This is a genomic window from Blastococcus sp. DSM 46786 (genome assembly GCF_900109665.1).
Taxonomy (GTDB): domain Bacteria; phylum Actinomycetota; class Actinomycetes; order Mycobacteriales; family Geodermatophilaceae; genus Blastococcus; species Blastococcus carthaginiensis.
The window spans coordinates 15,545-29,087 of the sequence record NZ_FOAO01000018.1 but is presented as its reverse complement, the minus strand read 5'-3'; the positions used below and the strand labels follow the sequence as shown (position 1 = coordinate 29,087).

Sequence of the window (13,543 nt, the reverse complement as noted above, 5' to 3'; positions counted from 1 at the left end):
CCGTGGCGCGGCTTCCCATAAGCCCGTCCGGCTCACGGTGCGGCCGAGGGTCGCCACCTACTCTGGGTGGCATGACCGCCACGCTCGAGCCGATGACGACGGCGCTCCCGCCGCTGCGGCTCGGGGCGCTGACCGTCGACCCCGCCGTCGTGCTCGCGCCGATGGCGGGCATCACCAACCCGGCGTTCCGCACGCTCTGCCGCGAGTTCGGCGCCGGCCTCTACGTCTGCGAGATGATCACCACGCGGGCGCTCGTCGAGCGCAACGAGAAGACGCTGCGGATGATCCGCGCGACCGCCGACGAGAGAGACGCCTTCTCCGTCCAGCTCTACGGCGTCGACCCGGCCACCGTCGGGCGCGCCGTCGAGATGCTCGTCGACGAGGGGGTTGCGGGCACCCGCCCGGCGCACATCGACCTCAACTTCGGCTGCCCGGTGCCCAAGGTGACCCGCAAGGGCGGCGGCTCGGCCCTGCCCTGGCGCCGGGTCCTGCTGCGCGACATCGTCCGGTCGGCGGTGCGCGCGGCCCGCGACGTCCCGGTGACCATCAAGACCCGGATCGGCATCGACGCCGATCACGTGACCTACCTCGACGCCGGCCGCATCGCGCAGGACGAGGGCGCCGCCGCGATCACGCTGCACGGCCGCACCGCCGACCAGCTCTACAGCGGCACCGCCGACTGGGCGCCGATCGCCCGGCTGGTGGAGGCCGTCGACATCCCGGTCCTGGGCAACGGCGACATCTGGGAGGCCGACGACGCGCTGCGCATGGTCGGAGCGACCGGGTGCGCCGGCGTCGTCATCGGCCGCGGGTGCCTGGGCCGGCCGTGGCTGTTCGGTGATCTCGCCGCGGCGTTCGCCGGCCGCAGCGAGCGCGCCCTGCCCACCTTCGGCGAGGTGGCGGCGATCATGCACCGGCACGCCGAGCTGCTGTCGGCGGAGCACGGCGAGGTGCACGGCTGCACCGACTTCCGCAAGCACGTCGCCTGGTACCTCAAGGGTTTCTCGGTCGGGTCGGGCACCCGGCGCGCGCTGGCGATGGTGAGCGGCCTCGACGAGCTGGCCGAGCTGCTGGCCGGCATCCCCGACCAGCCCTACCCGACCGCCGTGCTCGGCGCGCCGCGCGGGCGCACCAGCACCCCGCGCCCCGTCGCCCTGCCCGAGGGCTGGCTCGACGACCGCGACGACCCCCGTCCCCCGGCGGGCGCTGAACTGGAGACGAGCGGCGGATGACGCAGGGCCCCTTCCTCTACGACGACGGCCCGGCGCCGCTGCACACCGGCGCGCCGCGCAACCGCCAGGGCTGGCTGATCGGGCTGCTCGTGGGCACCGTCGTGCTGGCGTTCGCCATGGTCGGCGTCCTGTACCTGGTGCGCGGCGCCCCCGCCGACCAGGCCGAGGAGGTCACCGGGGTGTTCCTGGCGGCGCTCGCCGACGGCGACACCGAGACGGCGTACGGGCTGCTCTGCGAGGAGGAGCAGGCGCGCCTGAACGTGACCGGCATGGAGGACGAGTACCTGCGCCCGGGTGCGGCCGAGGTCGCCGAGGTGCAGGACGACGCCCGCGAGGGCGCCCGGGTGCAGCAGGTCACGGTCCGCTGGGAGGGCGGCGGATCGGTGCGGCTGGCCGTGGTCAACGAGGACGGCCCGCGCGTCTGCGGGATCAGCTGACCGCCGGCGCCACGCCGGAGAGGGCTCGCGCCGACACGGCCCGTGCGCCACGATCGACGGACGCCGCCCGGGTGGACGTTTAGGACGTCTGCTCCGCACGGCATTGTTGTCCCAGGTGATCGGGCCCCGGGGACGGGCGGACGCGGAGGTGCGCGGATGGCAGGCGTGACGTGGGTCTACGACTTCAGCGAGGGCAGCAAGGACCAGAAGGACCTGCTCGGCGGCAAGGGCGCCAACCTCGCCGAGATGACCAACCTGGGCCTGCCCGTGCCGCCCGGCTTCACCATCACCACCGACGCCTGCCGCCACTACCTGGAGCACGGCGGCACCCCGCCCGAGCTCGGCGAGCAGGTCAGCGAGCACCTGACGGCGCTGGAGAAGGCGATGTGCAAGACCCTGGGCGACCCGGCCGACCCACTGCTGGTCTCCGTCCGTTCCGGGGCGGCGGCGAGCATGCCCGGGATGATGGAGACCGTCCTCAACGTCGGCCTCAACGACGACTCCGTGCAGGGTCTGGCAGGGCAGTCCGGCAGCGAGCGCTTCGCCTGGGACTCCTACCGCCGGCTCATCCAGATGTTCGGCAAGACGGTGCTCGGCATCGACGGCGAGCTCTTCGACGACGCCCTCGACGCGGTCAAGGAGGAGCAGGGCACCGAGTCCGACCTCGACCTCAGCGCCGACCACCTGCGCGACGTCGTCGACCGGTTCAAGGCGATCGTCCGGGAGCACACCGGCCGGGACTTCCCGCAGGACCCGCGTGAGCAGATGGACCTGGCGATCAACGCCGTCTTCGACTCGTGGAACTCCGAGCGGGCCATCCTCTACCGTCGCCGGGAGCGCATCCCCGGCGACGCCGGCACCGCGGTCAACGTCGTCGCCATGGTGTTCGGCAACCTCGGCATGGACTCCGGCACCGGGGTGGCGTTCACCCGCGACCCGGGCAGTGGCGAGCAGGGCGTGTACGGCGACTACCTGCAGAACGCGCAGGGCGAGGACGTCGTCGCCGGCATCCGCAACACCGTGCCGCTGCCCGATCTCGAGTCGATCGACAAGGGCGCCTACGACGAGCTGATGGGCATCATGAGCCGGCTCGAGTCCCACTTCCGCGACCTGTGCGACATCGAGTTCACCGTCGAGCGCAACAAGCTCTGGATGCTGCAGACCCGGGTCGGCAAGCGCACCGCGGGCGCGGCGTTCCGCATCGCCACCCAGCTGGTGGACGAGGGCCTCATCGACATGGACGAGGCGGTCCGCCGGGTCACCGGCGACCAGCTCGCCCAGCTGATGTTCCCGCGGTTCGTCTCCGGTGGCGACGCCCAGCAGCTGACCCAGGGGATGAACGCCTCGCCCGGCGCCGCCGTGGGCAAGGCCGTGTTCTCCTCGGAGGAGGCCGTGCGGTGGGCCGACCGCGGGGAGAAGGTCGTGCTGGTGCGCCGGGAGACCAACCCCGACGACCTCTCCGGGATGATCGCCGCCGAGGGCGTGCTGACCAGCCGCGGCGGCAAGACCTCGCACGCCGCCGTCGTCGCCCGCGGCATGGGGAAGACCTGCGTCTGCGGCGCCGAGGAGCTGCAGGTCGACACGAAGGCGAAGCGGTTCACCGCCCCCGACGGCACGGTCGTGGAGGAGGGTGACGTCGTCTCCATCGACGGCTCCACCGGCAAGGTGTGGCTCGGCGAGGTCCCGGTCGAGCCCTCGTCGGTGGTCCGCTACTTCGAGGGCGAGCTCGACCCGGAGTCCGAGGACGCCGACGACCTGGTGCGCAGCGTGCACCGGATCCTCACCCACGCCGACGAGGTGCGGCGGCTGGACGTGCGCACCAACGCCGACACCCCGGCGGACTCCGCCCGCGCCCGCCGCTTCGGCGCCCGCGGCATCGGGCTGTGCCGTACCGAGCACATGTTCCTCGGCGACCGCCGGCAGCTGGTGGAGAAGCTGATCCTGGCCGACGGGGACGACGAGCGGCAGGCCGCGCTGGACGCGCTGGAGCCGCTGCAGAAGCAGGACTTCCTGGAGATCTTCGAGGCGATGGACGGGCTGCCGGTCACCGTCCGGCTGCTCGACCCGCCGCTGCACGAGTTCCTCCCCGACCTGACCGAGCTGTCGGTGCGCGTCGCGGTGGCCGAGGAGCGCGGCGAGCCCGACGAGGGCAACCTGCGGCTGCTGGCCGCCGTCCGCGGCATGCACGAGTCCAACCCGATGCTGGGGTTGCGCGGGGTGCGGCTGGGCCTGGTCGTGCCGGGCCTGTTCGCCATGCAGGTGCGCGCCATCGCCGAGGCCGCCTGCGAGCGGAAGCGGGCCGGCGGCGACCCGCGCCCGGAGATCATGATCCCGCTGGTGGGGGCGGTGCAGGAGCTGGAGGCCATCCGCGAGGAGGCCGAGCGCGTGCTCGCCGAGGTCTGCGAGGAGTGCGGCATCGACGTGCGCCCGCTGATCGGCACCATGATCGAGGTGCCCCGCGCCGCGCTGACCGCCGGCGAGATCGCCGAGCACGCCGAGTTCTTCAGCTTCGGCACCAACGACCTCACGCAGATGACGTGGGGCTTCTCCCGCGACGACGTCGAGGCCGCGTTCTTCCACCAGTACCTGGACAAGGGCATCTTCGGCATCTCGCCGTTCGAGTCGCTGGACCGCGACGGCGTCGGCCGGCTGGTGCGGATCGGCGCGGAGAGCGGCCGGGCGGCGCGGCCGGACCTCAAGCTCGGCGTCTGCGGCGAGCACGGCGGCGACCCCGACTCGGTGCACTTCTTCCACGAGGTCGGCCTGGACTACGTCTCCTGCTCGCCGTTCCGGGTGCCGGTGGCACGGCTGGAGGCCGGACGGGCCGCTCTCGGCGCGGAGCGCGCAGGCTCCTGAGGGGTGGCGCGCGAGTCCCCGGCCGGTCGGTAGCCGGCCGGGGACTCGCCGTAGGTCAGCCGCTGCAGACGAGGCCGCGCTCCAGTGCCGCCAGGTTGGCGGCCATGAGCCCGGGATAGCTCTCCTCGGCCGTCACCCGCTCGATCGGGTGCAGCACGTCGGTCTCCAGCCCGAGCTCGGCGGCGAGCACCTCCGCCACCGACGAGCCGGCCGCCGTCTCGAAGAAGATCGTGCGCGCTCCCGACTCGCGGACCGCGTCGGCGGCGGCCCGCACCCGGCTCGGCGGGGGCTCGACCTGCGGGTCGAGGCCGGCCACCCCGACCTGCCGCAGCCCGTACCGGTCGGTGAGGTAGCCGAACGCCTCGTGCGTGGCGAGCAGCGTGGCGCCCCGGCAGGGCGCCAGGGTCTCGGCGTACTCCCGGTCCAGCTCGGCCAGCGAGCCGGCCAGCCGGTCGGCCGACGCGGTGTAGTCCGCCGCGTGGTCGGGGTCGACCGCGGCCAGCTCGTCGGCGACCTGCCGCCCGAGCTCGGCCAGCCGCAGCGGGTCGAGCCAGAAGTGCGGGTCCGGCCCCCGGTCGGCCACGGCGGCGGCGTCCACCAGGTGCTCCGGCGGTTGCTGCGCCAGGACCTCGTCGACGCCCGGCTGCAGCCCACCGGAGAGGTGGACGACGAGGTCGGCCTCGCCCAGCGCCGCGACGTCGCGGGGCGCCGGCTCCAGCCCGTGCGTGTCACCACCGGGGGGTGTCAGGTTCGCGACCGCCACGTGCTCGCTCCCGACCTCAGCGGCGACGTACTGCAGCGGGTACGAGGAGACGAGGACGTCGAGCGTCTCGTCCGCGACCCCGGCCGGGTCCGCGCCGCAGCCGGGGACCGCGCAGAGGAGCAGCCCGGCGAGGGCTGCCCTCCGCGCGGCACCGGCGCCGGTCACCTGCCGCCCTCGTCGTGCTCCCCGCCGTCGTGCGCGTGGACGGCGTGCTCCTCGACGTCACCGGAGACCCCGCCGAGCTCGTTGGGCGTCACCCCCAGGTCGGCGCTCTTCCAGACCTCCCCGCCCTCGATGTCGACCGCGTGGATCTGCTGGGTGGCCGGCTCGGTCACGTAGACCATGCCGTCGACCACGACCACCTGCGGGTGCGGGTCCTGCCAGTCCTCGGACTCCTCCCAGGCGCCGGTGACGGGGATGGAGCGGGTGATGGCGCCGGACACCGGGTCGACGATCTGCAGCGCGCCGTCGTAGGTGAGGACCAGGGCCTCGCCGTTCGTGCCCCGGCCGAAGGAGCGGTACCAGTACGGGGCCGGCAGGTCGACCAGCCGCAGCTCCGCGGTGGTGGTGTCGATCAGTGCGACGGTGCTCGAGCGGTCCTCCGCGCTGCGCTCGTAGTCGCCGAGCACGATGGGGGAGTCCTCGGTGCCGAGCTGGTTCCCGATGCGGCCGTATGCATCCGGGCTCTGGATCTTGGTGAGCTCGCCGCCGGTGTAGAGCACGGCGCCGTCCTGGCAGCCGATGACGATCGCCTCGTCCGCGGCCACCGTCTCCCCGTGCACGGCGGGGCAGTCGTCGCGGGCGGCGATCTCCTCGCCGTCGGCGTCGAGGATGCGGACGCCGCTGCGCGCCTCCTCGGTGCCCTCGGAGACCAGCATCGTGCCGTCCTCGAGCTCGACGGCGACGCCGTGGTGGGCCTCCGGGGTGGAGAACCGGCGGACCTCGACGTCGTCGTCGGCGATGTGCGCGCTGTCGAAGGCGGTGACCTGCCCGGTGCCGTCGTCGAAGAGGACGGTGCGGCCGGCATGGGCGACCACGTGCCCGGGCTTCTCGGCCTCGAAGAGCACGTCGGTCAGCCCGGGGTCGGCGGTGTAGTAGTGCGAGTGGTCGCCGTGCGGCTCGGCCCAGGCCCCGCCGTCGAGGAGGCGGAACCCGCCCTGGGTGGTGACGAGGAAGTGACGGCCGTCGCCGGCGGGGTTGAGCCGGTTGAAGCCGTCGAGCGGCTCGTCGGCGAGCACCTCGAGGGTGGTGGCGTCCACCACCAGCAGCCCGCCGTCGTAGGTGACGGCCAGGCGTGGCTTGCCGGCTCCCACCTCGGTCGGGCCAGCGGCGGCGGGCGTCTCCGACGCCGGCGCGACGGTGCCGCCGGGGTCGGTGGACGCGCAGCCGGTGACGGCGGCGAGGGGGACGACCGCCGCGAGGGCGGTGGTGCGTAGGGCGGCCAGGGGGCGCACGGGTGCTCCTTCACGGAGTGGACGGGACTCCGCGATCTTAATCAGAACGGGAATCATTCTCATTTACGGGGTGGTGGTACGGCACACGGGCGCGTGCGACGGATGGTGTGGCGCACCGCCCCGGGAGGGGGCAGGACGTCGGCCCCGCGTGGTACCCATGACGCGTGGGTGTGCGGAGTCTGCTGGCGCGGGTGGTCGGGGCCGGTGTCCTGGCCGCCGTGCTGTTCGTCGCCTCCACGGCGCTCGCCATCTGGTGGACGGCGCGGCAGGACGCCCGGCCGCAGTCCGACGCGATCGTGGTGCTCGGGTCGGCCCAGTACAACGGCGTGCCGTCGTCGATCTTCGCGGCGCGCCTCGAGCACGCGCTGCGGCTGTACGAGCAGGGCGTCGCCCCGGTGATCGTCACCGTCGGCGGCAAGGCCGCCGGCGACCAGTTCACCGAGGCCGAGGCCGGCCGCGACTACCTCGCCGCCGCCGGGGTGCCCGCCGAGGCGCTGCTCGCGGTGCCCGAGGGCGTGGACACCCTGCAGAGCATGCGCGTGGTCGGCGCGGCCTTCGACGCGCGGGGCTGGGAGCGGGCCGTCCTGGTCACCGACCCCTGGCACGCGATGCGCGCCGAGCGCATGGCCGAGGACGCCGGGATGGAGGCGGAGAGCTCCCCGACCCGCCAGGGCCCGGCCGTGCAGACCCGCGCCACCCAGTTCCGCTACATCCTGCGGGAGACTGCTGCCTACCTGCTCTACCGCGTGACCGGTGAGAGCGTCGCCGGCGCACCCGGCATCGGCTGAGGGAGGGACGCGGTGCTCGAACTGGGCAAGGCCGGCACGCACGGGCTGCCGAAGGGCGTCCTGCCCGTGCTCCGCGACGACCGGGTCGTCGCGACCATGCGGTCCGCGACGTGGACCGAGGCCGCGACGGTGGACGTCGACGGCTCGACGTGGGAGTACGCCCGGCGGAAGCGGGAGCTCACCGGACGCAGGTCGGGTGACCCCGAGGGCACCGCCCGGCTGCGGGCGCGGCAGACCTCGGCCTGGAAGGGGACCTGGGAGATCGACGTGGAAGGCGCGACGGTCGAGGTCCGGCCGGCGTCCCGCTGGAAGGGCACCCATCGGTTCCTGCTGCACGGCCGCCAGGTCGCCGAGAGCGGCACCAGCCCCGGCTGGACCCCGCGGGCGACGATCACCGTGGACGGCGAGCTTCCGGTGGATCAGCAGGTCTTCCTGCTGTGGTGGGAGCACGTGATCCGACGACGGGTCGCGGCAGCGGCGGGGGCGGCCTGATGGCCGGCCGGGGGCGCATCCGCGCCGCGGACATCGCGCTGGTGCGCGAGCGCAGCAAGATCGACGAGATCGTCGGCGAGCACCTGCAGCTCAAGCGGGCCGGTGGCGGCAGCCTCAAGGGCTTGTGCCCGTTCCACGACGAGAAGTCGCCGTCGTTCCAGGTCACGCCATCGAGAAACCTCTTCCATTGTTTTGGTTGCGGGGTAGGCGGCGACGTCATCTCCTTCGTCCAGCAGATCGACCACCTGTCCTTCACCGAGGCCGTCGAGCTGCTGGCCGGCCGCGCCAACATCGAGCTGAAGTACGAGGACGACGGCGGGCGGCCGACTGCGGGGCCCGACCGCGCATCGGTGGGCCAGCGGGCGCGCCTGGTCGCGGCGAACACCGCCGCGGCCGCCTTCTACGCCGAGCAGCTGGGCACCCCCGAGGCCGCGCCCGCCCGCCAGTTCCTCGCCGACCGCGCCTTCGACCGGCAGGCCGCGCTGGACTTCGGCTGCGGCTACGCGCCCGGCGGCTGGGACGGGCTCACCCGCCACCTGCGCGCGAAGGGCTTCACCCAGGCCGAGCTGGTGACGGGGGGGCTGGCCAAGGAGTCCTCCCGCGGCACGCTCATCGACCGGTTCCACCGCCGGTTGGTCTGGCCGATCAAGGACATCACCGGCGACGTCATCGGCTTCGGCGCCCGCAAGCTCATGGACGACGACCCGGGCCCCAAGTACCTCAACACCCCGGAGACGCCGCTCTACAAGAAGAGCTCGGTGCTCTACGGCATCGACCGCGCCAAGCGCGACATCGCCCGCCGGCACCAGGCGGTCGTCGTAGAGGGCTACACCGACGTCATGGCCTGCCACCTGGCCGGGGTGACGACGGCGGTCGCGTCCTGCGGCACCGCCTTCGGCGCCGAGCACATCGGGGTGCTCCGCCGGCTGCTGATGGACCAGGACGAGTTCCGCGGCGAGGTGGTCTACACCTTCGACGGCGACGCGGCGGGCCAGGCGGCGGCGATGAAGACCTTCGCCGAGGACCAGCGCTTCGTCGGGCAGACCTTCGTCGCGGTCGAGTCCGAGGGGCGCGACCCGTGCGAGCTGCGGCAGGAGCAGGGGGACGCCGCCGTCCGCGACCTCGTGGCCCGGCGGACCCCGCTGATCGCCTTCGTGCTGCGCACCACGCTGGCCGGCTACGACCTCGACACCGTCGAGGGCCGGGTCGCCGCGCTGGAGAAGACGGTGCCGCTGGTCGCCGGCATCAAGGACCACGCGCTGCGTCCCGCCTACGCCCGGGAGCTCGCCGGGATGATCGGCAACACCGACGAGGCCGACGTGCTGGGCCGGGTGCGCCGGCTCACCGGCGACGGGGGAGGGGCGCCGTCCCGTGGCCGCCCGCGCGCACCCAAGCGCACCCCCGACGACGCCGCGGTCGCCGTCGAGCGGGAGGCGGTCAAGGCCGCACTGCAGGCCCCCGAGTACGCGGGGCCCGCGTTCGACGCCGTCCCCCCGGGCGCCTACACCGACCCCGACTACGCCGCCGTCGCCGCGGCCGTGGCCGGGGCGGGCGGTGCCGGCGGGGTGACCGTGACCGGGCCCGCCTGGCTGGACCAGGTGGCCGCGCACTGCGAGCGGGAGAGCGCCCGGGCGCTGCTGACCGCGCTGGCGGTGGAGCCCATGCGCTCGGTCACCGGACAGTGCGACCCGGTGTACGTGAACGCGATCCTGGCGCGGTTGGAGGAGATGGCCACCGTGCGGGAGATCGCCGCGCTCAAGGGGCGGTTGCAGCGGATGAACCCGGTGGAGTCCGGGGACGAGTACATGCGGGCGTTCAAGAAGCTGATGGACCTCGAGCAACTGGCGATCTCGTTGCGGAAGCGGGCGATGGGTGGGGCCGCGTGAGCCTCCTCGCCGAGCTCCGTCGCCGCTTCGCGCGCCCGCCCGAGGAGGTCCGCGCCGTGGTGGCCGACCCCGACGAGCGGGTGCTCGCCTGGGGCATCCTCGCCCGCGACGCCGGCTGGCTGGTGGCCACCTCCCGCGGCCTGCGGACGGTCGGCGGTCCGGGGGAGGACCTGCTGCCGTGGCACGAGGTGGGGCACGCCCGCTGGACCGCGACCACCGACGGCGGCGGCTCGTTCACCGTGACACCGCTCGCCGAGATGGAGCCGGGCGTGCAGGCCCGCCTGCCCGCCGTGCGGCACGTGCTCACCGACGCCGGCGACCTCCCGGCGACCGTGCGCCGGCGGGTCGACCAGACGATCGTCACCAGCCGCCGCAGCCCGCTGCCCGATCGCGGCGGCCTGCTGCTGGTGGCGCGGCGGGTCCCGGGTCAGGTGGCCCGGGAGTGGACCGTCGTGTTCGACGACGACGCCGACCGCGACGACCCGGTGGCCCGCGACATCGCGCGGCAGAGGCTCGCCGAGGCGCTCGCCGCCGAGCAGCCGGACTGAGCCGGCCGGCGGCTCAGCGCGGGGGCTCGCTGCCCAGCTGGGACTTGAGCGTCGAGACGGCGTCATCGGCCTTGGCCTGCGCGATGCCCGCGAGGCTCTGCAGGCGCGGGTCGTCCTTGGCGTGCTCCCAGGCGCGGCGGATCTGCTCGTAGCGCTCGCGGCCGGCCCGGGATCCGAGCACGTAGCCAGCACCGAATCCGGCGAGGAACGACAGCTTGGCCACGGGAACCTCCAGGTGGACGGGCGGTGAACAGCGGACACGGTACCTGTGGCGAGCATCGCGCCGCCGTCCGCGAGCCGTCGGCGGGAGCCCTCGGGGCGTGGGGTACTCTCGTCGGCGCCAGCGGGTCGCGCCCGCTGATCCCCCGTAGCTCAATTGGCAGAGCATGCGACTGTTAATCGCAGGGTTATTGGTTCGAGTCCAATCGGGGGAGCATCTCCGCAGGTCAGCGGCTCGTGGACGGCTTCGGGCCGCTACCGACATCAGCTGCAGCCGCGACGGACCCGGGGCCCTGGGCGCGCGCCACGGCGCTGGATGAGCCTTCCCACGGGCCGTGAGGTGAGCGCCGCCGGTTCGCCGGCCGTGCGGGCGGTGAAGCCGGTCAGGGGAGTGGCTGCCGTCCCCGGCAGGTGCCCGGCGGTGGTGACGAGCAGCAGAGCGCGCGCGAGCGCGGGGGTGTTGCAGAGCCAGCGGGTGACCGCAGCGGTCCTGGGGGTGGCGGTGCCGCGGCCGAGGTAGGCGTCATGGTCACGGGGTGCGGGGTCGAACACCGTCGAAGGGCGCGCGCCGCGCGTGCAGGAGTTGTGCCGGGTGGTGATCTCGGGCGCCGACGTTCTCCAGTGCCCTGTCAGTCGGTAGCGGATGCGGTGGCGGGTGTCGCAGCCACGCGGGAAGCATCTCCTCGTCAGCCACCGCCCCGGGTCGTGATGCCGGAGATCCCCTCGGCAGACTCGTCGGCATGACGATCGAGGTCTTCGGTCAGGAGATCCGCCTGCTCTTCCTGACCGAGGAGAACGGCACCAAGCTGCTGCTGACCGCTGCTCTGGTCCTGGCCCTGTTGGCGCTGCGCTGGATCGCTCGTGGGACTTCCCGGCTGCTCCTGCGGGGGGTCCACAACGAGAAAGCTCGCTTCTGGACGCGGCAGGCGATCAATCTGGTTGTCGCGTTGTTGCTGTTCCTGGGTTTCCTCTCGATCTGGTTCGACGACCCGAGTCGGTTGGCCACCGGGATCGGGTTGGTGACTGCCGGGCTGGCGTTCGCGCTGCAGAAGGTGATCACCGCGCTGGCCGGCTACGTGGTCATCCTGCGCGGCGACACGTTCAACGTCGGAGACCGGATCACCATGGGCGGCGTCCGTGGTGACGTCATCGCCCTGGGCTTCGTCCGGACCACCATCATGGAGATGGGACAGCCACCCGCGGTCCAGGGCGGTGAGCCGCCGCAGTGGGTGCGCAGCCGGCAGTACACCGGTCGAGTCGTCACGGTCACCAACGACAAGGTGTTCGACGAGGCGGTCTACAACTACACCCGCGACTTCCCATACCTGTGGGAGGAGATGACCCTCCCCGTCCGGTACTCCGACGACCGGGGTCGGGCAGAGCAGATCCTCCTTGCCGCGGCCAGGCGTCATTCGGTGGCGGCCGAGGAGATGCCCGCTGCAGCACTGGCCGCCATGCAGCGGCGCTACTTCGTCCGGGGCGCGGACTTCGAACCACGGGTGTACTGGCGGTTGACCGACAACTGGCTGGAGCTCACCGCCCGTTTCCTGACGGGTGTGTACGGGGTTCGGGACGTCAAGGACGCGATGTCACGGGAGGTCCTCGCGGAGCTCGACGCGGCCGGCATCGGCCTCGCCTCCGCCACCTTCGAAGTGGTCGGCCTGCCGTCGCTGCGAGTGGAACCAGGGGACGACTGACGGCCGTGATGCCGTGCTGCCGCAACCACTGACGAGCCGGTGATGCGAATTACCAGCAGCCGGCCACCCGTCCTGTACCGCGTGGCTCGAGGGACTCGCGCGTGGGCACAGGCAACCGCGCGCAGGCCGGCTCACGCCGACTCGCACACCGCGCAGGACGCGCCCGCGCGGTGAGGCTCCGGGGTCACCGTCGACCTACACGGCGCACGGCGGAGGCCAGCTCAGTCCCGCCGGCGTTCGCCGCCGGGCACCGCCCCGGTGTTGGCGAGTTCCCGGGCGATGTCGACCAGCTTCCGGTTGAGGTCCTGGGAGACGCGGGTCAGCACAGCGAACGCCTGGTCGGCGGTCAGCCTGTGCCGCTCCATCAGGATGCCCTTGGCCTGGCCGATGACGTCGCGATTGCTCATCCCGGTGCGCAGGTGCTCCTCGTGCTGGGCTCCGGCCAGCGCGATCGCTGCATGGGCGGCGAACATCAACCCGATCTCCTGGCAGTCGTCGTCGAACGCGCCGGGCGTCCGGGAGTACAGGTTCAGCGCACCCAGCTGGTCACCATCGACGAACAGCTGGAAGCACAACATGCTCCCGATCCCCAGGCCGGAGGCGTGGTGCCCGAACTCGGGCCACCGCTCGTCACCGGCGACGTCGTCGACCCGGACGATCTCCTGCTCCCACACCGCGTCGAGGCAGGGGCCCTGCCCGAGTCGCTGCTGCAAGGCATCGACCGACTTCGGCAGGTCGCTGGTCCACGCCCGGGACTCGACCTTCGCTCGGCCGATGACATAGGTGGTGCCGCATTCCTCCGCGTTCGGCACGATCCTGATCGCCGAGGCGGCGATGGCCTGCAGCGTCGCTTCGACGTCGCCGTGCTCCTCCTGGATCTGGCGCGCTACGCGGCTCATCGCATCGCCGAGGCGCTCCTGGGAGCCGGAGCCGCCCTCCGAGTCGCCCTGCACCACGGTCATGGTCAGAACCTATCGGCTCCGCGCCTGCGGGCCGTCGGAGTCCAGTGGCATTCGCGGTGGATGGTGGCGCGGGGCCCGGCGCGACTGCGCTGGGCGAGCCCCCGTCCGCCGACGCCGCCGGTCGGGGGCATCGGCCGATCGGCCGGGGCGTGGCATCGACACCTTCCGGTCCGGGCTGAACGGGTCGGCGTCGTCGCCGATCTAGACTC

The 13,543-nt window shown here is 73.1% G+C and carries 12 protein-coding genes and 1 tRNA gene; 9 read left to right on the top strand and 4 right to left on the bottom strand.

The genetic code is table 11. The features are described from left to right. Positions 1-71: 71 nt before the first annotated feature. The 3 genes from dusB (at position 72) to ppdK (ending at position 4,525) form a co-directional block, all read left to right on the top strand. Positions 72-1,232: a tRNA dihydrouridine synthase DusB gene (dusB, locus tag BMW62_RS16315; protein WP_170852428.1), complete on the top strand. Its 1,161-nt coding sequence runs from the start codon at positions 72-74 to the stop codon at positions 1,230-1,232. Continuing rightward, positions 1,229-1,669, top strand: a complete 441-nt coding sequence (locus BMW62_RS16310; protein WP_091932925.1) for an Rv0361 family membrane protein — start codon at positions 1,229-1,231, stop codon at positions 1,667-1,669. Before dusB ends, BMW62_RS16310 begins: the two co-directional genes overlap by 4 nt. 156 nt (positions 1,670-1,825) lie before the next feature. Next, complete coding sequence (ppdK, locus tag BMW62_RS16305; RefSeq protein ID WP_091932922.1) at positions 1,826-4,525, top strand: pyruvate, phosphate dikinase; 2,700 nt, start codon at positions 1,826-1,828, stop codon at positions 4,523-4,525. A 55-nt stretch (positions 4,526-4,580) separates the two neighbouring features. Here the strand turns inward: ppdK and BMW62_RS16300 are convergent, their stop codons facing one another. Both BMW62_RS16300 and aztD read right to left on the bottom strand, forming a co-directional pair. Next, a complete protein-coding gene (locus BMW62_RS16300) occupies positions 4,581-5,453 on the bottom strand; it encodes a metal ABC transporter substrate-binding protein (protein ID WP_091932919.1) in 873 nt (290 codons plus the stop codon). Continuing rightward, on the bottom strand, positions 5,450-6,742 hold the full coding sequence (aztD, locus tag BMW62_RS16295) for a zinc metallochaperone AztD (protein ID WP_091932916.1): 1,293 nt from the start codon (positions 6,740-6,742) through the stop codon (positions 5,450-5,452). Before aztD ends, BMW62_RS16300 begins: the two co-directional genes overlap by 4 nt. A gap of 164 nt (positions 6,743-6,906) precedes the next feature. Between aztD and BMW62_RS16290 the strand changes: the two genes are divergently transcribed. From BMW62_RS16290 to BMW62_RS16275, 4 genes are read left to right on the top strand one after another with little or no spacing between them, the layout of a single operon-like run. Further along, positions 6,907-7,530, top strand: a complete 624-nt coding sequence (locus BMW62_RS16290) for a YdcF family protein (RefSeq protein WP_091932913.1) — start codon at positions 6,907-6,909, stop codon at positions 7,528-7,530. 12 nt (positions 7,531-7,542) lie between these two features. Next, on the top strand, positions 7,543-8,022 hold the full coding sequence (locus BMW62_RS16285) for a hypothetical protein (RefSeq protein WP_091932910.1): 480 nt from the start codon (positions 7,543-7,545) through the stop codon (positions 8,020-8,022). Continuing rightward, positions 8,022-9,908: a DNA primase gene (gene dnaG / locus BMW62_RS16280; RefSeq protein ID WP_091932907.1), complete on the top strand. Its 1,887-nt coding sequence runs from the start codon at positions 8,022-8,024 to the stop codon at positions 9,906-9,908. Before BMW62_RS16285 ends, dnaG begins: the two co-directional genes overlap by 1 nt. Next, positions 9,905-10,456, top strand: coding sequence for a hypothetical protein (locus tag BMW62_RS16275; RefSeq protein WP_091932905.1), 552 nt, complete (start codon positions 9,905-9,907; stop codon positions 10,454-10,456). The genes dnaG and BMW62_RS16275 overlap by 4 nt, the downstream gene beginning before the upstream one ends. A 13-nt stretch (positions 10,457-10,469) precedes the next feature. Here BMW62_RS16275 and BMW62_RS16270 read toward each other — a convergent pair whose 3' ends face one another. Continuing rightward, positions 10,470-10,679: a hypothetical protein gene (locus BMW62_RS16270; protein ID WP_091932903.1), complete on the bottom strand. Its 210-nt coding sequence runs from the start codon at positions 10,677-10,679 to the stop codon at positions 10,470-10,472. A 138-nt stretch (positions 10,680-10,817) separates the two neighbouring features. On the opposite strand from BMW62_RS16270, the gene BMW62_RS16265 reads away from it, so the two are divergent. After that, positions 10,818-10,890, top strand: a tRNA-Asn gene (locus BMW62_RS16265). Positions 10,891-11,415: 525 nt separating this feature from the next. Further along, positions 11,416-12,372: a mechanosensitive ion channel family protein gene (locus BMW62_RS16260; RefSeq protein ID WP_091932900.1), complete on the top strand. Its 957-nt coding sequence runs from the start codon at positions 11,416-11,418 to the stop codon at positions 12,370-12,372. A gap of 221 nt (positions 12,373-12,593) precedes the next feature. Here BMW62_RS16260 and BMW62_RS16255 read toward each other — a convergent pair whose 3' ends face one another. Continuing rightward, positions 12,594-13,334, bottom strand: a complete 741-nt coding sequence (locus BMW62_RS16255; protein ID WP_091932897.1) for a GAF and ANTAR domain-containing protein — start codon at positions 13,332-13,334, stop codon at positions 12,594-12,596. Positions 13,335-13,543: the final 209 nt, after the last annotated feature.

Excerpts from the sequence above, each read along its gene's own strand:
- dusB (WP_170852428.1), top strand. The coding sequence starts at position 72 with ATGACCGCCACGCTCGAGCCGATGACGACGGCGCTCCCGCCGCTGCGG.
- BMW62_RS16255 (WP_091932897.1), bottom strand. The coding sequence starts at position 13,334 with ATGACCGTGGTGCAGGGCGACTCGGAGGGCGGCTCCGGCTCCCAGGAG.
- dnaG (WP_091932907.1), top strand. The coding sequence starts at position 8,022 with ATGGCCGGCCGGGGGCGCATCCGCGCCGCGGACATCGCGCTGGTGCGC.
- BMW62_RS16260 (WP_091932900.1), top strand. The coding sequence starts at position 11,416 with ATGACGATCGAGGTCTTCGGTCAGGAGATCCGCCTGCTCTTCCTGACC.
- ppdK (WP_091932922.1), top strand. The coding sequence starts at position 1,826 with ATGGCAGGCGTGACGTGGGTCTACGACTTCAGCGAGGGCAGCAAGGAC.
- BMW62_RS16310 (WP_091932925.1), top strand. The coding sequence starts at position 1,229 with ATGACGCAGGGCCCCTTCCTCTACGACGACGGCCCGGCGCCGCTGCAC.